The organism is Paracoccus sp. S1E-3, from assembly GCF_013868135.1.
GTDB lineage: Bacteria > Pseudomonadota > Alphaproteobacteria > Rhodobacterales > Rhodobacteraceae > Paracoccus.
In genome coordinates this window covers 160,768-177,938 of sequence record NZ_JACEMU010000007.1, presented here as the reverse complement: position 1 = coordinate 177,938, position 17,171 = coordinate 160,768, and the positions used below count along the sequence as shown (strand labels likewise).

14 protein-coding genes, 1 tRNA gene and 1 pseudogene are annotated in these 17,171 nt (G+C 66.7%); 8 read left to right on the top strand and 8 right to left on the bottom strand.

Going from position 1 to position 17,171, the window contains the following annotated elements:
- Positions 1-5 precede the first annotated feature (5 nt).
- Positions 6-80, bottom strand: a tRNA-Gly gene (locus tag H1S04_RS11830).
- Positions 81-233: 153 nt separating this feature from the next.
- Between H1S04_RS11830 and H1S04_RS11825 the strand changes: the two genes are divergently transcribed.
- From H1S04_RS11825 to H1S04_RS11810, 4 genes are all read left to right on the top strand, one after another.
- A complete protein-coding gene (locus tag H1S04_RS11825) occupies positions 234-848 on the top strand; it encodes a DUF5671 domain-containing protein (RefSeq protein WP_181745781.1) in 615 nt (204 codons plus the stop codon).
- Entirely contained in the window at positions 841-1,290 is a 450-nt protein-coding gene (locus H1S04_RS11820; RefSeq protein ID WP_181745780.1) for a hypothetical protein, read from the top strand. The genes H1S04_RS11825 and H1S04_RS11820 overlap by 8 nt, the downstream gene beginning before the upstream one ends.
- Positions 1,291-1,351: 61 nt before the next feature.
- A complete protein-coding gene (gene ctaA, locus H1S04_RS11815; RefSeq protein ID WP_181745779.1) occupies positions 1,352-2,500 on the top strand; it encodes a heme A synthase in 1,149 nt (382 codons plus the stop codon).
- Positions 2,497-3,975 (top strand): carboxypeptidase M32, encoded by a 1,479-nt coding sequence (locus tag H1S04_RS11810; protein ID WP_181745778.1) that lies wholly within the window; start codon positions 2,497-2,499, stop codon positions 3,973-3,975. The genes ctaA and H1S04_RS11810 overlap by 4 nt, the downstream gene beginning before the upstream one ends.
- 81 nt (positions 3,976-4,056) lie before the next feature.
- On the opposite strand, the gene H1S04_RS11805 is transcribed toward H1S04_RS11810, so the two are convergent.
- The 5 genes from H1S04_RS11805 to rplU all read right to left on the bottom strand — a co-directional run bounded on the left by H1S04_RS11805 (position 4,057) and on the right by rplU (position 7,027).
- On the bottom strand, positions 4,057-4,548 hold the full coding sequence (locus H1S04_RS11805) for a flavin reductase family protein (RefSeq protein ID WP_181745777.1): 492 nt from the start codon (positions 4,546-4,548) through the stop codon (positions 4,057-4,059).
- Complete coding sequence (locus H1S04_RS11800; RefSeq protein ID WP_181745790.1) at positions 4,545-5,438, bottom strand: aldo/keto reductase family oxidoreductase; 894 nt, start codon at positions 5,436-5,438, stop codon at positions 4,545-4,547. The genes H1S04_RS11805 and H1S04_RS11800 overlap by 4 nt, the downstream gene beginning before the upstream one ends.
- A 98-nt stretch (positions 5,439-5,536) precedes the next feature.
- Positions 5,537-6,094, bottom strand: a complete 558-nt coding sequence (locus H1S04_RS11795; RefSeq protein WP_181745776.1) for a GNAT family N-acetyltransferase — start codon at positions 6,092-6,094, stop codon at positions 5,537-5,539.
- Positions 6,095-6,186: 92 nt separating this feature from the next.
- On the bottom strand, positions 6,187-6,459 hold the full coding sequence (gene rpmA / locus H1S04_RS11790) for a 50S ribosomal protein L27 (RefSeq protein WP_166325789.1): 273 nt from the start codon (positions 6,457-6,459) through the stop codon (positions 6,187-6,189).
- Between the two features lie 82 nt (positions 6,460-6,541).
- Positions 6,542-7,027, bottom strand: coding sequence for a 50S ribosomal protein L21 (gene rplU, locus H1S04_RS11785; protein WP_255435593.1), 486 nt, complete (start codon positions 7,025-7,027; stop codon positions 6,542-6,544).
- A 342-nt stretch (positions 7,028-7,369) separates the two neighbouring features.
- On the opposite strand from rplU, the gene tkt reads away from it, so the two are divergent.
- The 3 genes from tkt (at position 7,370) to H1S04_RS11770 (ending at position 11,361) form a co-directional block, all read left to right on the top strand.
- Positions 7,370-9,388, top strand: coding sequence for a transketolase (tkt, locus tag H1S04_RS11780; RefSeq protein WP_181745789.1), 2,019 nt, complete (start codon positions 7,370-7,372; stop codon positions 9,386-9,388).
- A gap of 94 nt (positions 9,389-9,482) precedes the next feature.
- The gene (locus H1S04_RS11775) at positions 9,483-10,367 is read left to right on the top strand and encodes a DMT family transporter (protein WP_255435592.1); all 885 of its coding nucleotides are present in this window, start codon (positions 9,483-9,485) and stop codon (positions 10,365-10,367) included.
- The gene (locus tag H1S04_RS11770; protein ID WP_181745774.1) at positions 10,360-11,361 is read left to right on the top strand and encodes a lysophospholipid acyltransferase family protein; all 1,002 of its coding nucleotides are present in this window, start codon (positions 10,360-10,362) and stop codon (positions 11,359-11,361) included. Before H1S04_RS11775 ends, H1S04_RS11770 begins: the two co-directional genes overlap by 8 nt.
- Positions 11,362-11,462: 101 nt before the next feature.
- On the opposite strand, the gene H1S04_RS11765 is transcribed toward H1S04_RS11770, so the two are convergent.
- Both H1S04_RS11765 and H1S04_RS11760 read right to left on the bottom strand, forming a co-directional pair.
- Positions 11,463-13,085, bottom strand: coding sequence for a DUF4139 domain-containing protein (locus H1S04_RS11765; protein ID WP_181745773.1), 1,623 nt, complete (start codon positions 13,083-13,085; stop codon positions 11,463-11,465).
- 102 nt (positions 13,086-13,187) lie between these two features.
- Positions 13,188-15,083, bottom strand: coding sequence for a sodium:proton antiporter (locus H1S04_RS11760; RefSeq protein ID WP_181745772.1), 1,896 nt, complete (start codon positions 15,081-15,083; stop codon positions 13,188-13,190).
- Between the two features lie 230 nt (positions 15,084-15,313).
- Here H1S04_RS11760 and H1S04_RS11755 point away from each other — a divergent pair.
- A pseudogene (locus H1S04_RS11755) lies at positions 15,314-16,975 on the top strand (DEAD/DEAH box helicase); the annotation flags it as partial.
- Positions 16,976-17,171: the final 196 nt, after the last annotated feature.

Sequence of the window (17,171 nt, the reverse complement as noted above, 5' to 3'; positions counted from 1 at the left end):
GAAACTGGAGCGGGCGATGAGATTCGAACTCACGACCCTAACCTTGGCAAGGTTATGCTCTACCCCTGAGCTACGCCCGCATCAGTCTCGACCCAGCGTCATTGCCGCCGGTGAGGGGCGATTTAGGTCAGGCCGCCGGGGGCTGCAAGCGAAAAAATGCGGCTGCTCCGAATTTTTTTATGACTTGCGGAAAACCCCGGTCTTTGCACAGATCGCGCCCCGGAGGCCCCATAATGTCCCTATCGCGCCAGATCACCGATTTCGTCCATGCCGCGTTGGAGGCCGGGCGCAGCCCCGCCGAAATCGATGCGGTCCTTGCCGATGCCGGCTGGTCGGACCGCGAAAGGGCCGAAGCGCTCTCCGCCTGGATCAGCGCCTCCGGCATGCCCCCCATTCCCCGCCCGCGCCCCTATCTGTCCGCCCGCGAGGGGCTGCTTTACGGGCTTTTGTTCATCTCGCTTGCGGTGGTGGCCTTCCAGCTGTGCCAGCTGGGCTTCGGGCTGGTCGACAATCTCATCCTGCCGCCGGGCGGGGTCGACGGTGCCACCCGGCGCAGCATGAACGGGCCGATGGCCTCGCTCATCACCTTCACCCCGGTCTTTCTGCTGCTGAACCGGATCATCTCGCGCGGGCCGGAACGCGAACTGGGGCGCCGTTCGCTGGTCCGGCAATGGTGCGCCTCGATCGCGCTGCTGATCGCGGCGGTGGTGCTGCTGAGCGATCTGGTGACGGCGATCTATATGCTGCTGGACGGCGAAATCACGTTGCGCTTCATCCTGAAGGCGCTGATCGTGGCGGCGGTGGCCGGGCTGGTCATCGCCTATGCGCGCGGAGAGATGCATGACTGAGAAGCGCGGCACCGCCACCCTCGCCATCGCGCTGTGCGCGGCGCTCGCCGTGTTGGCAGGGCTGGTCGTCAGCGGCGGTCCCGTCCGCTCGCGCAAGGAGGGCCGCGATGATGACCGGCTGCGGGATCTGCGGCAGATCAGCGCCAATATTCGCTGTCAGGCCGAAGAAAGTGGGCGCGTCCCCGACGCCCCGCAAATGACCGATCTCTGCCCCTCGCCTTTCGTGCTGCAAAACCCCGAAACCGGCGAGACCTATCGCTATTCCCGCGTCGATGACCGCCACTGGCGTCTCTGCGCCGCCTTCGAACTGCCCGACCGCATCCGGCTGGGGGGTGAGGCGCAATTCGATGCCCGCAACGGCTGCCTTCTGGACAGGCTGAATCCAGGCCCGGAATCGAAATTCGCGCCCATGGATCAGCTTGAGGTCCGCCCGCCGGATTGATCCGCTGGACGCCCCTGCCCCCACAGGCTAAGCCATGGCCCAGTCCAAGGCAGGAGTTTCCATGGCCAAGCGCCCGGTCTTCCAAGACGTCACCGCCGATACCCCACGCCCGGCCCCGCCCGCAGGCGGGATGATCGACGCCGGCCCGAAGGGCGCACGCCGCGCCATCCGGGCGTGGCTGATCCTGATCTTCGTCATGGTCGTGGCCATGATCGCCCTTGGCGGCGCCACGAGGCTGACCGGCTCGGGCCTGTCCATCGTCGAATGGAAGCCCGTCACCGGGGCCCTGCCGCCCATGGATCAGGCCGCCTGGCAGGCCGAGTTCGACGCCTACAAGCAGATCCCGCAATATACGCAGGAAAACGCGGGTATGGATCTGGCGGGCTTCAAGCGTATCTACTGGTGGGAATGGTCACACCGGCTGCTGGGTCGGCTGGTGGGCCTCGTCTGGGCGCTTGGCTTCGTCTTCTTCTGGGCCACCAGGCGCATCCCGCCGGGCTGGACGCCACGCCTGCTTGGTCTGGGCGTCCTGGGCGGCCTGCAAGGCGCCGTGGGCTGGTGGATGGTCCATTCCGGCGTGGCCACGACGACGCTCACCTCGGTCGCCAGCTACCGGCTGGCGATTCACCTCGGCCTCGCCTTCGCGATTCTGGGCCTGATTGCCTGGTATGCCATGCAGCTGTCGCGGTCAGAGGCCGACCTGCTGCGCGCCCGCCGTGCAGGCGAATCCAAGCTGTTCTCCATGTCCACAGGCCTCATGCATTTCGCCTTCCTGCAAATCCTGCTGGGCGCGCTTGTCGCCGGCATCGACGCCGGCCGCCAGTATACCGGCTGGCCGACCATGGGCGGCGAGTGGATTCCGGTAGCGATCTGGGATCCCGCGCTCGGCTGGCGGAATTTCTTTGAGAACCCGGCGCTGGTGCAGTTCGTCCACCGCATGGTGGGCTATCTGCTGGCGATCTTCGGCATCGTGGTCTGGGCGCGCGCACGCCGCTCGCCCCATCCCGTGACACGGGGCGCCTTCAGCGTCATGCTGGTGGCCATGGCCGCACAGGTGATGCTAGGCATTCTGAACGTCATCCACGGCGCGCCGCTGGCGCTCGCGCTGCTGCACCAATTGGGCGCGGTGGCGCTGTTCGTCCTGATCATCCGCGCGCGCCACAATGCCCGCTACCCCTATGAAACCTCGATCCGCGGAGCTGCGAGATGAGCGATTTTGACGCCCTGATGGAATTCCAGCGCACGACCGAGGCCCTGTCCTCGGTCGCCGAACGCCTTGGCTGGGATCAGGAAACCGTCATGCCGCGCGGGGCGGCCGAACAGCGGGCCGAGGAAATGGCCGCGATGGAGGCGATCCTGCACGAGCGGCGCACCGATGAACGCATCGGCGAATGGCTGGACGGCGCCGAATCGGAAATCGAGGACGAGGAAGACGCCCGCATGCTGGAACTGATCGGGCGCGACTATCGCCGCCAGACCCGCATCCCGGCGCGGCTGGCGACGGAACTGGCGCGGCAGACCTCGCTTGCGCAGGGCATCTGGGCCGAGGCCCGCGCGAACGAGGATGTGGGCGCCTTCCTGCCCGCGCTGTCCGAAATCCTGATGCTGAAACGCGAGGAAGCCGCCGCGATCGCCGATGGCGGCGATGCCTATGATGCGCTGCTGGACGATTACGAACCGGGTGCGACCGCGGCCTCGATCGCCACCATTTTCGACGAGATGCGCCCGCGTCTGGTGCAGTTGCGCGACGATGTGCTGGGTGCCGACCGCCAGCCCGTTCAACTGGCCGGGCAGTTCCCGTCCGAAACCCAGCTGCGGCTGGCGCGCCAATGCGCCACCGCCTTCGGCTATGACTGGTCGCGCGGACGCATGGATCTGGCGGTCCATCCGTTCAGTTCGGGCCGTTGGCAGGACAGCCGCATTACCACCCGCGTGGTGACCTCGGACCCGTTCAACTGCCTCTACTCGACCATTCACGAGGTCGGCCATTCCAATTACGAACTGGGCATCGACAGCGATTATGCCTTCACCGCGCTCGGGCGGGGGGTCTCGCTTGGCGTGCACGAATCGCAATCGCGCATCGCCGAGAATCAGATCGCCCGCTCGCGCGCCTTCACGGAATGGCTGTTCGCCCGCATGTCGGATGCCTTCGACGGGCTGAATATCGACAATGCCGATGATTTCTATGCCAGCGTGAACCGCGTCACCCCGGGCTATATCCGCACCGAATCGGACGAGGTGCAGTATAACCTGCACATCATGATGCGCTTCGATCTGGAACGCGATCTGATCGCAGGCCGCCTGCTGACCGCCGATCTGGAGGAGGCCTGGAACGCCCGCTTCCTGAAGGATTTCGGCGTCGCCGTCGACAAGCCCTCGAACGGGGTGCTGCAGGACGTGCACTGGGCGATCGGGCTGTTCGGCTATTTCCCCACCTATGCGCTTGGGAATGTCTATGCCGGCTGCCTGAACCGGGCGATGCATGCCGCCGTCCCGGACCTCGACGCCGCGCTGCAACGGGGCGATGCGACCCCCGCCGTTGAATGGCTGCGCGAGAATGTCCACCGCCACGGCGCGCTGATCCCGGCCGTGCCGCTGATCGAACAGGCCAGCGGCGCGCCCGTCTCGGCCGATCCGCTGCTGGACTATCTGGAGGACAAGTTCAGCGCCATCTACGGCCTGTAACGCATGATGCCGGGGCCGATGGCGCCGGCTTTCATTCTGGTCCAAATATCCCGAAAGCGGCCCATCCGCCGCCCCCGCGCGTCAATCGACCCGGTGGCGGCCCCAATGGCCCTGCGCAAAGACCAGCGGCTGCCCTTCCCCGGTCGCGACCCGCAGCACCTGCCCCACCACCAGCGTATGATCGCCCGCGTCATGGGCGGCCTCCTGCACGCAGTCGAACCGTGTCAACACGCCCGGAATCACCGGCACCCCCTCGGGCGAGATTTCCACCGCAAGCCCGTCGAACTGCGCGCCACCCTTGGTGAAGCGATCCGCCAGATCCTTCTGATCCTCGGCCAGAACATGGACGCTGAAATAGGGTGCCTGCGCGAACAGGTCATGCCGGCGCGAGAACTTGCCGGGTGACCACAACACCAGCGGCGGCGCCAGCGACAGTGAGGCAAAGCTGTTCGCGGTCACTCCCTGCGGACCATCCGGGGTCGGAATGGTCACCACCGTCACGCCGGTGGCGAAATTGCCAAGCGCGTCACGAAAGGCACGGGCATTGGTGTGATCGGGAACGAATTCGGTCATGGCACGTCATGGCCAAGCGCGGCCGTATAGAGGATGAACCAGTCCTCCGGGTCGAGTTGGATGCGCAGGGCCTCATTCAGCGCGGCGATCCGCTCCATCGTGTTGGTGCCCATCACCGGCACGATCCCCGCCGGATGGGCCAACAGCCAGGCCACCGCCAGCGCCGCCATTTCCGTGCCCTTGGCCTCGGCCATAGCGCGCAGGGCATCGATCAGCGCCGGCCGACCGCCCGCCAGCAGCGCGCCCCCGGCCAGCGGCGACCAGGCCATGGGCAGCATTCCGGCGCGCTGGATGAAGGCGAGGTCCCCGTTGGTGAAAGGCTCCAGTGCCGCCAGCGATATCTCGATCTGGTTGGCGACCAGCGGGCTATGCATGTTGTCGGCCAGCAGCTCGACATCGAACGGGCGGAAATTCGATACGCCCACGGCGCGGACCTTTCCCGATGCGCGCAGATCGTCCAGGACGCGCCCGGTCTCGGCCGGGTCCATCAGCGGGTTGGGGCGATGGATCAGCAGAAGATCGATCCGGTCGGTGCGCATGGCCCGCAGGCTGGCCTCGACCGAGGCCAGGATATGCGCGGCCGAGGTGTCGTAATGCGTGACCCGCGCCCCCGCATGACGGCCGACGGGCGCGACGATGCCGCATTTGGTCACGATCTCGATCCGCTCGCGCAGCCCCGGCGCCGTCGCCAGAGCATTGCCAAGAATTTCTTCGGCCCCGTATTGGCCGTAGATATCGGCCTGATCGATCGTGGTGATCCCCTGCGCCAGGCAGGTCTCGACCTTGGCCTGCACATGGGCGGGACTGGTGTCCGGATCGGCGGCGATGCGCCACATCCCGTAGGCGAGGCGGCTGATGGCAACGTCATCGGCAATCTGGAAACGGTCCATATCCATCGCGGGCCTCTCGAAGGTCATACCGATTTATAGGGGCCGGCACAGGGGATTTGAAGCGGAACCGGGGCAGACAGTCCGCCCCGGTTCACGTCTTATTCCGCCATCCGGCGCAGATAGGTCCAGGTCGGCACCCGCGCATTGCGCGCCACCGACCAGCTTTCGGCATCGCCCAGATAGGCAAAGCCGCAATTGGTCAGCACCCGCGCCGAGCCGGGATTGTCCTGAAACACCTCGGCGAAAAGCGTCCGCGCCCCATGCGGGTTGACCGCCACCAGCCCGGCCACGGCCTCGCTCGCAAAGCCGGTATTCCAGAAACCGGCGCCAACCCAGAACCCCAGTTCGGACTGCTTGTCTTCCATCCGGGTCAGCGAGACAACGCCCAGCACTTCGCCCAGACCATGGGCAGAGCCGTCGATGGCCCAGACGTCTTCGTCCCGGCCCGGCTCCATCGCGCGGGCCACGAAAGCCTCGGCCGCACCCGGCGGCAGCGGATGGGGAATGGCGCGCGTACCCTCGGCCACGCGGCGATCGGCGGTGTAATGCGCGATCAGCCCCACGTCAGAGCGGCGCAGCGGCCGCAGCAGCAGCCGTTCGGTTTCGATGAGGGGCTGTTCTGCGGCCAGATCGGGCGCGAAAGCCAATGAACTCATAACACTTCCTCCAACAGGGGCAGAGCCGCCCCCAAAGCAAAAGGGGACCGGCTTGCGCCGATCCCCCCTATCACAGCCGGGTTAATATCGGCTTACTCGGCAGCCTCTGCATTCGCAGGCAGAACCGAAATATAGGTGCGGCCCTTCAGACCCTTCTTGAAGGTCACCGCGCCATCGGTCAGGGCGAACAGGGTATGATCGCGGCCCATGCCGACATTGGCGCCCGGCCACCAGGTGGTGCCGCGCTGGCGCACGATGATGTTGCCGGCGATGGCCGACTGGCCGCCGAACAGTTTCACGCCGAGACGGCGACCGGCCGAGTCGCGGCCGTTGCGGGACGAACCGCCTGCTTTCTTGTGTGCCATGACTTAGTCCTCTTGCACTGTGGTCAGCCCTGCTGACCGAATGTTCCGTTCACGGGTTGCCCGAAGGCACCCCTTCCAAAGATCAGGCTTCGTCCGAAGCGGCGGCGGCCTTCTTGGCGCGCGCGGGCTTCTTCGCAGCGGGTTCGGCGGCATCGGCCTTGGGTTTGGCGGCTTTTTTCGCCTTCGGCGCGGGGGCTTCGGCAGCCACGGCGGCGCCAGCGGCGCGCATGCCCAGAGCTTCCTTCACACCCGACTTCTCGGCGCCTTTTTCCAGCACATCGGTCACGCGCAGCAGCGTCAGTTGCTGACGGTGGCCACGGGTGCGCTGCGAGCTGTGCTTGCGGCGGCGCTTGACGAAGGTGATGACCTTGTCGGCCTTGATCTGGTCGATGACTTCGGCCTGCACGGCAGCGCCGGCAACCAGCGGCGCGCCCACGGTCGAGCCGACCATCAGGATCTCGTTGAACTGGACCTTGTCGCCGGCATTGGCGGCCAGTTTTTCCACGCGCAGCACGTCGCCCGCCTGAACGCGGTATTGCTTGCCGCCCGTCTTGAGAACTGCGAACATCGCTTCTTCCTTCGTATCTCGCATCCTGCGGCCCCAGCATATGCTGGCGTTTCGGGGCATTCGGCCCGCCTTCGGACGGCGCACCCGGTCAAGGGTGATGGTTGAAAATAACATACCGGCCAAAAGCGGATGCCCGGCCGGAAGCGTCCATATGAGGGATTCGTCGCCCCAAGTCAACGCCCGTTTCCACAAGATAGCAAGGTTTTTCCCCGCATTTGCTGCCCCGGCCGCGGATCGGGGGCCCGGAACACCATCGGCGCCGCAGCCATCACTGGCGCTTGAAACCGGGCCCGCAACTGCTATCAGGGTTCCAACTTTCTTTGCAAGGATAGCGCCATGGAAATCGACCTCGACGCACGCCGCAAGGCTGACCCGCAGCACTGGGCTCTTGCCACCTCGATCCGGGTGCTGGCCATGGACGCTGTGCAGGCGGCCAATTCCGGCCATCCCGGCATGCCGATGGGCATGGCTGATGTGGCCACGGTCCTGTTCACCAAGCATCTGAAATTCGACGCCTCGGCGCCGCACTGGTTCGACCGCGACCGTTTCATCCTGTCGGCGGGTCACGGCTCCATGCTGCTTTACGCACTGCTGTATCTGATCGGTTACGCGGACATGACCCTCGACGAGATCAAGCATTTCCGGCAATGGGGATCGAAAACCGCCGGTCACCCGGAATACGGCCATGCCGAGGGAATCGAGACCACGACCGGCCCGCTGGGTCAGGGCATCGCCAATTCGGTCGGCTTCGCCGTGGCCGAGGAAGCCATGCGCGCCGAATTCGGCGACAAGATCTGTGACCACCGCACCTGGGTGATCGCCGGCGACGGCTGCCTGATGGAGGGCATCAGCCAGGAAGCCATCGCCCTTGCCGGCGCCCAGCAGCTCGGTAAGCTGATCGTGCTGTGGGACAACAACAACATCACCATCGACGGCCGTGTCAGCCTTGCCGACAGGACCAATCAGCATGAACGCTTCGAAGCCTCGGGCTGGCGCGTCCTGTCCTGTGACGGCCACGACGCCGCCGATATCGACCGCGCCCTGACCGCCGCCGCCGAATCCGACGGCCGCCCGACGCTGGTCGACTGCAAGACCATCATCGGCTTCGGTTCGGCCAAGAAGCAGGACACTGCGGGCGCCCACGGCTCGCCTCTGGGGGCCGAGGAAATCGCCGCCACCCGCCGCGCCTATCACTGGGACCACGCCGAATTCATCATCCCCGACGACATCCTGGCCGAATGGCGCAAGGCCGGTCAGCGCGGCGCCGCCGACCGCGCCGCCTGGCAGAAGCGGGTCGACGCCCTGCCCGAGGCCGAGCGCAACGAATTCGCCCGCCGCGTCTCGCACGAGGTCAGCCCGAAACTCGGCCCGGCCATCGATGCGCTGAAACAGCAGGCGTTGGAAGGCAAGCACAAGGTGGCCACCCGCCGCGCCTCGGAAATGGTGCTGGAGGTCATCAACCCGCTGCTGCCGGAAATGTTCGGCGGCTCGGCGGACCTGACCGGGTCGAACAATACCAAGACGCCGGATCTGGGCGATTTCAACGTCCAGAACCGTGCCGGCCGCTATATGCGCTATGGCATCCGCGAACACGGGATGGCTGCGGCGATGAACGGCATCTTCCTGCATGGCGGCTTCCGGCCCTATGGCGGCACCTTCCTCACCTTCACCGATTACGCGCGCGGCGCGATGCGGCTTTCGGCGCTGATGGGCGTGGGTCCGATCTATGTCATGACCCATGACAGCATCGGTCTGGGCGAGGACGGCCCGACTCACCAGCCGGTCGAGCATCTGGCCATCTGCCGGGCCACGCCGAACACCATCGTGCTGCGCCCCTGCGATCTGATCGAGACCGCCGAGGCCTGGGAAATCGCGCTGGATTCGGTGGATGCGCCCTCGGTCATGGCGCTGTCGCGTCAGAACCTGCCGCTGCTGCGTGAAACCGCCGGTGAAAACCTGTCGGCCAAGGGCGCCTATATCCTGCGCGAGGCCTCGGCCGCGCCCAAGGTGATCCTGATGGCCACCGGCTCGGAGGTGGAGATCGCGGTGAGCGCGCGCGAGACGCTGGAGGCCGCCGGCGTCCCGACCCGCGTGGTGTCGGTCCCGACGATGGAGCTGTTCCGCGATCAGCCCGAGGAATACCGGCGCGAGGTTCTGCCCGCCGGCACCGTCCGCATCGGGATCGAGGCCGGCGTGCGCCAGGGCTGGGACTGGCTGCTGATGGGCGAAGGCGGCAGCGATGCCACCTCGGATTTCGTCGGCATGACCCATTTCGGCGCCTCGGCCCCGGCGGAACGGCTGTACAAGGAATTCGGCATTACCCCCGAAAACGTCGTCGAAAAGGCGAAAGCGCTGCTGTGAGCGGCAGCCGCTCCACTCGAAGCGGTATCAGAAAAGGACCGCAGCGATTTGACATCGCTGCGGTTTTCTCCTGTTGATGCCCAGTGCGACACAGATGCGCACGTCCAGCCCCGAGCAGGCACAGGGGATCCTGTTCCTGCTGTTGGCGATCTTCCTGTTCACGCTGATGGATGCCACGGCGAAATATCTGGGCCAGTATTACCCGGTCCCGCAGGTGATCTGGGCGCGCTATATCGGAAATCTGGTGGTGGTGGCGCTGTATTTCCGCGCCAGCTTCCTGCCCAGCCTGCGATCGCGCCGACCGGGGGTGCAATTCGGGCGCGCGCTGGCACAATTGGCCTCGGCAGCGCTGTTTTTCACATCGCTTCAATATATCGGCATCGCCGAGGCGACCGCGATCATGGACATCAACCCGGTGCTCATCACCCTGGGCGCCGGACTGTTTCTGGGCGAGCAGATCGGCTGGCGGCGCATTCTCGGCATCGTCGCCGCGCTGGTCGGGGCGATGATCATCATCCGGCCCGGCTTGGGGGTCTTCCACCCAGCCGCCATCCTGCCCCTGATCGGGGCCTTCACCTATGCGGCGGGGGCGCTGCTGACGCGGATGGCGCGCACCGACACGCTGGCGACATCGGTGGTGTGGTCGGTGCTGGTCGGCAGCATCGCCACCAGCCTGTTGGTGCCCTTCTTCTGGCAGCCGGTGCAGATGGACCATCTCTGGGCGTTTGTGATCATCGGGCTGCTGGGCGCGGCCTCGCAGGCGCTGATCGTTCATGCGTTTTCACTGTCCGAGGCCGGGGCCATTGCGCCGTTCGGCTATACCAGTCTGATCTGGGCGGCGCTTTGGGGCTGGCTGTTCTGGGGCGTCCTGCCCGATCGCTGGACGGTGACCGGGGCGGTTATCATCGTGATCGCGGGCCTCTATATCTGGTCCCGAGAGAACAGGACCGCGCGAAAGGAAGTGCCCCGGCATGAATGACGACCAGCTGCATCAGGACCCGACGCAGACGGCCCCCAGCCAACCCGCAAGCGGCAGGCGCCGGAAGAAGCGCCGGTCCGAGGATGACCCGATCGAATTCACCGACCGTATCGCCAATGCGGCCTTTCTGGGCGTCATGGGGCTGGCGCGGCTGTTGCCCTACGACCGCCGCATCCCGCTGGTAGGCTGGTTCTTTTCACATGTGCTGGGTCCTGTCGCGGGCTGGTCGCGGCGGGCGCGCGAAAATCTGGCGCTCGCCATGCCCGATCTGTCCGCAGCCGACCGCAAGCGGATCGCCCGCGAGGTGTTGAACAATGCCGGCCGCTCCATGGCCGAGATCTACTCGGGCGAGGAATTCACCGCCCGCATCCGCGACCATGATCCGCTGACCGGCCCCGGCCTTGCCGCGCTGGAGGAAGCCGCCGCCACCGACCGTCCGGTCATCCTCGCCTGCGCGCATTTCGGCAATTACGACGCCATGCGGGCGGCACTGGCGGCGCGCGACTGGCCGGTGGGGGCGCTGTATCGGCCGATGAACAACCCGGCCTTCAACGCCCATTACATCCCCGCCATGCGCGCCATCGCCGAGCCGATCTTTCCGCGCGGCCGCTCGGGTTTCGCATCGATGCTGAAATTTCTGCGCGGGGGCGGCATGCTGGCCCTTGGTTTCGACCAGTTCATCCATGACGGCGCGACTTTGGAGTTCTTCGGCATCCCCTCGCGGACGGTGCTGACCCCGGCCGAGCTGGCGCTGCGCTATGATGCCTTGCTGATCCCCATCGCCGGGGTGCGCCAGCCCGATGGGCTGAGCTTCAAGGTCGAGGTCCGCGAGCCCATCGCCCATTCCACGCCGCAGGACATGATGCAGGCGCTGAACGACGATCTGGAGGCGCAGATCCGCGCCAATCCGGGACAGTGGTTCTGGGTTCACCGCCGCTGGAAAAAGCGCGGCGCTGAGGCCGGCGCGCTGCCGATTGCCGACAAGCCCGCCTGATCAGGGACGCGCCCTGCCAGACCGCGACACCCACAGCACGCAACCCCGAGAACCCATGCGCGGCCCACCTTCCGGGCATGGCCTCCGTTCCGGGCAGGGGATCAGTCGCTCAGCACATAGCCATCCGGCCAGCGGATCCGGGTTTCCAGGGTGATTTCCTGCGTGGCGCCCGCCGCCAGATCGCTTTCCCAGACCAGCACACCCCGCTTGCCATCGGGGTCCTGTTCGGTCGGATCGACGGAGGCGTTCCAATCCACCACGACCTCTTTCTGCTCCGACACCGGCACCCGGTCGATCAGCCGCAGCCTGTAGTCGCGCCCGGTCAGGTTTTTTGCCTCCAGCACGGCAGTTTCTGTCTGCGAGGCATCGCGGCGGATCAGGCCGCCCTCGGCGCTTTCGCGGTCGGGGGTGCGGCGATCCAGCACGATCCCGTCGACGGGGCCGAAGCCCACATGAATTTCGTCGCCCGCTGCCGTCAGCTCAAGATCCATCTCTCCGACCATGACCCCGTCATTATACAAGGTCGCGGGGCCGGGCAGGATCACCTCGGCCAGCGGGTTTTTCGTGTCGGCAACCAGATAGGCGACCTCGTCATAGGCGGGGACCGCCTCGGCCACCAGGGCGTCCAGCGGCAGATCGCGGCTGTCCAGCTTCAGGCGCAGTGCATCGACGCCGCTGCGCAGATCGACCGGCGCCCCATAGCGGTAAACAGCTGTCGCGCCTTGAAAATCGACGGTGGCCGCATCCAGCACGACCGGCTCGACTTCCGTCACCGGGGCGACAAAGCTCTCCTCTTTCATCGCCGGTGCCGGTGCAGCGGTCCGTGCCATCCGGTCCCTGGGATCATAGGCGCTGACCATGCGCGGATAAACCTCGCTGGGCGTCGACTGCCCCGAGGGGCGGCTGGTCGACATGGTCAGCGCCACATCCGACCAATCCTCGCCCGTCCTCTGCGCCACCATCAGCCCGCGTTCCAGCACCAGCGTGCCGGCCTGCTGGTCCAGCCGCAGGTCGTAGACCGGTCTCCAGCCGGCATTATAGGCATTCGAGGTCACCGTGATCCGGGCAGGCACGCCCTGCCCTTCAACAGCCAGCACAAGCGCGGCCTGATCGCCCTGCGGGGTCTGCAAGGCTGCCAGACGGGCCTTGGCGTCATTCAGCAGACGCTCGTCCTCGGCACGGCCCTGTTCGGCGGCAAGGGCGCGGGTCTCGGCCTCGATCCCGGCGCGGCGGGCGGCCAGCATCCGCGCCGCCACCATATCGGTCAGCCCCGCCACATCGCCGGTGGCGGCATTGTCGGAACTGGCCAGCGTGCGCAGGAAGGACAGCAGATCCTCCGACGCGTCAGCCTCGGCGCGGATCGCGGCGACAGCAGCATCGCGGTCACGCAGCACGCGCTCCAGCCGATCGACCTCGGCGCGGGCATCCTTGATGGCCTGGCTTTCGGGCGCGCCGTCAGGCAATGCCCGGCCCGTCTGCAGGCTGATCGCGCCGATCACAGCCCCTTCCGCCGCCACGCGCAGGCTCGCGGGGTCGGTGTCGGCGGGAAGGCCCGGAATGACCAGTTGATGCGCACCCGCAGGCAGGTCCAGCCGGGCCTCGCGGGTCACGCTGGCGCCATCGGGATACAGTGTCGCCGCCCTCACCGGAGCGGGGGTTTCAAACGTGTCCGCCAGCGCGGGCGCGGCGACGATGATGGCAACCGTGGACAAGAGAAAACGCATGAAGTCCTCCGCATTTTCGGGGAGAGTGCCGCAGGCTGCCGGGGGTTGGCAAGCGCCGCGCGGCGCGGCGCCGGACATTCGCGTGACCGTCAGAGGTAGCTGTCAGTCCGACTCGCCGGGATCATCCTCGCCCTTGCGCAGGGCGCGGGCGGCCTCGCGTTCTTTTGCCGCTTCCTCGGCCTCGCGGCGGATCCGTTCCGCGATTTCGGGCGGGATCAACGAGATGATGCGCATGCCGGGGCGGCCCGACAGTTCCTCGTCGCGGCCGACGAACCACATCCGACCATCGCGCATCACCGCCAGCGGCAGCGCGCCTTCACGTGCGGCATGCCACTTCTCCAGCGTATATTCCTCGGTCAGGCGGGTGGTGCGGAAGGTCCAGCCTTCGGCCAGCAGGTCGAGATATTGCGCCAGCGTGCGGCCGCCATTCAGCGCCTGGCCGCCCAACTGGCTGGGCAGCGCGTGGCGGGCGTGATCTTCACGCGCGCGGGCGACCTGCCAGATGGCGTCGCGGCCGAATTCGGGCGCAAGGTCGGTCGCCACCAGCGTGTTGTAGGCATCATTGTCCGAGGCCGCGAGGATCGTGGAATAGGCGATGAACTCGACGCCGTGATCGGCGGCCTCGGACAGGATGTCGCCGTAATAGGTGGGCAGGCCCGCCTCGCGCGCGGCGCGCAGCTGGCCGCGGTTGGGGTCGGTCACCAGCACCTTCACGTCGGCATTTTCCAGCGCCCTCCCCAGCCCGGCGGCGAAGGCCGAGCCGCCGACGATGATTACCCCCGGCGCCCCGCCCGAGGTCAGGCCGAGGCGCGCGGCAACCGGTTTCAGCGTAAAGCCATGCAGCACCACGGTCGCCACCACCAATGCGAAGGCGAGCGGTGCCAGCACCGCGCCATCCTCGATCCCCTCGCTGACGAGGCGTTCCGCAAACAGCCCCGAAATGGCCAGCAGCACCACCCCGCGCGGGCCGGTGAAGGCGACCAGAAGCCGCTCCTTCATCGGGATCTGGCTTCCCGCAAGCGAGATCAGCACCGTTGCCGGCCGCACCAGCAGGATCACCGCCGCAATGAACAGGCCCGAGCGCCAGTCCAGCAGGTTCAGTGTCGACAGCTTGACGTTGGAGCCGAGCAGGATGAACACCCCCGACAGCAGCAGCGTCGTCGCCTGCTCCTTGAAGCGGTAGATCTCGGTATAGGAGGGCAGATCGGCATTGGCGATGATCAGCCCCATGACCGTCACCGCCAGCAGACCGGATTCGTGCAGCACCGAATCCGACAGCGCGAAGGCCGCCAGCACCAGCACGAAGAGCATCGGCACCTTCATGTATTCGGGCACCAGTGATTCCCGGAACGCCTTGACCACCGCAAGCCCGGCGCCAAATCCGACCAGCGTGGCGAAGCCGATGCCGCGCCCCACGGTCCACAGCGCCTCGACCGCACCCAGTTCCTGCTGGCTGACCATCACCCAGACGAAGGCGATCACCGCCACCAGCGCCCCCACCGCGTCGTTCACGATGGCTTCCCATTGCAGCATCTGCGCGGGCCGGTTGTGCAGCCGAGCCGCCCGCAGCAGCGGCGCGATCACCGTCGGCCCGGTGACGATCATCACCCCGCCGAAGACGATGGCCGATTGCCAGCTGAGCCCCGCGATCAGCGCCAGCGCCAGCGAGGAGAGCAGCCAACCCAGCGGTGCGCCGATCACGACCAGCCGTCGCACCGCTGGGGCGGCATCCTCCAACTGCTTGAAATTCAGCGTCAATCCGCCTTCGAACAGGATCACCGCCACGGCGAGCGAGATCATCGGCCCGACCAGCGGCCCGATATCGCGCGAGGGCACGAAGATGCCGGTGAATGGCCCGAGGATCAGGCCCGCGGTCAGCATCATCACGATGCCCGGCAGCCGGAAGCGCCATGCCAGCCACTGCGCGCCGACGCCGACGACACCGACAAGCGCGAAGGCCTCGACCGGGCTCAGCCCGGTTTCGGAGGAGACAGCCATTCAAAATCCTTAGGTCAATCCGCACGACAATCGGGGCGCAACCACTACTGCGCCGATTCTGTTCCGCTTTTGATGCAAGTCTCGCTGCAGCTTGCGGTTTTTTCTGTTAAGATTGACGGCTGGGGGCTATTGCGCTAGGCAACCCGCGTTCGCATCCGGCGAACAGACGAGGGGCGTGGAACGGCGTCCCATTTTTTCATCTGCGCAAAACGCGCGGCAAATGGACGCAAATGACCAAATTTTCCGATCTGAAACTCGATCCCAAGGTTCTCAAGGCGGTGGCCGAAGCGGGCTATGAAACGCCCACGCCGATTCAGGCGGGTGCGATTCCCCCCGCGCTGGAAGGCCGCGACGTGCTGGGGATCGCCCAGACCGGCACCGGCAAGACCGCCAGCTTCACGCTGCCGATGATCACCCGCCTGTCGCGTGGCCGGGCCCGTGCGCGGATGCCGCGCTCGCTGGTGCTGTGCCCGACGCGGGAACTGGCCGCCCAAGTGGCCGAGAATTTCGACACCTATGCCAAGCATACCCGTCTGACCAAGGCGCTGCTGATCGGCGGCGTCAGCTTTGGCGAGCAGGACAAGCTGATCGACCGCGGCGTCGATGTGCTGATCGCCACGCCGGGCCGGCTGCTGGACCATTTCGAACGCGGCAAGCTGCTGCTGACCGGCGTCGAAGTCATGGTCGTGGACGAGGCCGACCGGATGCTCGACATGGGCTTCATCCCCGATATCGAGCGGATTTTCCAGCTGACCCCCTTCACCCGCCAGACGCTGTTCTTCAGCGCCACCATGGCGCCCGAGATCGAACGCATCACCAACACCTTCCTGCACACGCCGGAACGGATCGAGGTCGCGCGGCAGGCCACCACCAGCGAGACGATCACCCAGAATCTGGTCGAAATCACGCCTACGCGCAAAGACCAGACCGCCAAGCAGAAGCGCGAGTTGCTGCGTGCCCTGATCGTCGCCGAAGGCGATGCGCTGAAAAACGCCATCATCTTCTGCAACCGGAAGACCGAAGTCGATATCGTCGCCAAGTCGCTGAAAGCGCACGGTTTCGACGCGGCACCCATTCACGGCGATCTGGATCAGTCGCAGCGCATGCGCACGCTCGATGCGTTCCGCGACGGCTCGCTGCGTTTCCTCGTCGCGTCGGACGTGGCGGCGCGGGGCCTCGACATTCCGGCCGTCAGCCATGTCTTCAACTTCGATCTGCCCAGCCATGCCGAGGATTACGTCCACCGGATCGGGCGCACCGGGCGCGCCGGCCGTCAGGGCACCGCCTATTCCATTGCGACGCCCGCGGATGAGAAATATCTGACCGCCATCGAGCATCTGGTGAAACACGCCCTGCCCCGCGTCGCCGCCCCGGAAGGCTTCGCGCTGTCGGATGCCGCCACGCAGGCGCCCCGCCCGCGCCGCGATGAAGTTCGCAATGGCAAGGGATCGCGCAGCCGCTCGCGCCGGGGCGACCGCCGCGAGGACGCCCCCCGCGCCGAGACCCAGGCCGAGGCCATCACCCGCGATGCGCAGCGCGAGGAGGTTCGCACCGAAGCCCCACGCCAGGACGACCGCCGCGAAGATCGCCGCGACGACCGCAAGGAGCCCCGCCGGGATGATCGGCGCGATGATCGCCGCGATGATCGTCGTGGGGGCCGCGACGATCGCCGCCCCGAGGGCCGCGCCGCCGACATCCGCGAGGATCGCGGCAGTGATCGGCGCCGGGGCGACCGTCGCGACCATGGCAGCGCCGTGCGCGGCATGGGCGACCATGTACCCGAATTCATGCTGCAAAGCTTCGCAGCCGCCCTCGCCGCGACCGAGGAGGCGATCGAGCGGGCCGAGGCCGAGCAGATCATCGAGGCGGCCCCCGAAACCGTTGCGGAGGAGATCAAGCCCGCCCGCACGCGGACCCGCAGCCGCCGCAAAGCCGGGACCTCCGAACCCGTCGTGACCGAAATCGCCATCGAAGTCGTCGCCGAGACCATCGCCCCGGCCGAAGATGCCGCCCCTGCCGCCGCGCCTGAAACGGTGGAGGAGGAACCGACGGTCGCGGCCAAACCCAAGGCCACGCGCAGCCGCTCCC

What these genes read in the sequence shown, in the direction of transcription:
- rpmA (WP_166325789.1), bottom strand. Translation starts at nt 6,459, where the DNA reads ATGGCACACAAGAAAGCAGGCGGTTCGTCCCGCAACGGCCGCGACTCG.
- H1S04_RS11765 (WP_181745773.1), bottom strand. Translation starts at nt 13,085, where the DNA reads ATGCGTTTTCTCTTGTCCACGGTTGCCATCATCGTCGCCGCGCCCGCG.
- H1S04_RS11825 (WP_181745781.1), top strand. Translation starts at nt 234, where the DNA reads ATGTCCCTATCGCGCCAGATCACCGATTTCGTCCATGCCGCGTTGGAG.
- H1S04_RS11775 (WP_255435592.1), top strand. Translation starts at nt 9,483, where the DNA reads ATGCGCACGTCCAGCCCCGAGCAGGCACAGGGGATCCTGTTCCTGCTG.
- H1S04_RS11810 (WP_181745778.1), top strand. Translation starts at nt 2,497, where the DNA reads ATGAGCGATTTTGACGCCCTGATGGAATTCCAGCGCACGACCGAGGCC.
- H1S04_RS11800 (WP_181745790.1), bottom strand. Translation starts at nt 5,438, where the DNA reads ATGGACCGTTTCCAGATTGCCGATGACGTTGCCATCAGCCGCCTCGCC.
- H1S04_RS11770 (WP_181745774.1), top strand. Translation starts at nt 10,360, where the DNA reads ATGAATGACGACCAGCTGCATCAGGACCCGACGCAGACGGCCCCCAGC.
- H1S04_RS11760 (WP_181745772.1), bottom strand. Translation starts at nt 15,083, where the DNA reads ATGGCTGTCTCCTCCGAAACCGGGCTGAGCCCGGTCGAGGCCTTCGCG.
- H1S04_RS11820 (WP_181745780.1), top strand. Translation starts at nt 841, where the DNA reads ATGACTGAGAAGCGCGGCACCGCCACCCTCGCCATCGCGCTGTGCGCG.
- ctaA (WP_181745779.1), top strand. Translation starts at nt 1,352, where the DNA reads ATGGCCAAGCGCCCGGTCTTCCAAGACGTCACCGCCGATACCCCACGC.
- rplU (WP_255435593.1), bottom strand. Translation starts at nt 7,027, where the DNA reads ATGTTCGCAGTTCTCAAGACGGGCGGCAAGCAATACCGCGTTCAGGCG.
- H1S04_RS11795 (WP_181745776.1), bottom strand. Translation starts at nt 6,094, where the DNA reads ATGAGTTCATTGGCTTTCGCGCCCGATCTGGCCGCAGAACAGCCCCTC.
- H1S04_RS11805 (WP_181745777.1), bottom strand. Translation starts at nt 4,548, where the DNA reads ATGACCGAATTCGTTCCCGATCACACCAATGCCCGTGCCTTTCGTGAC.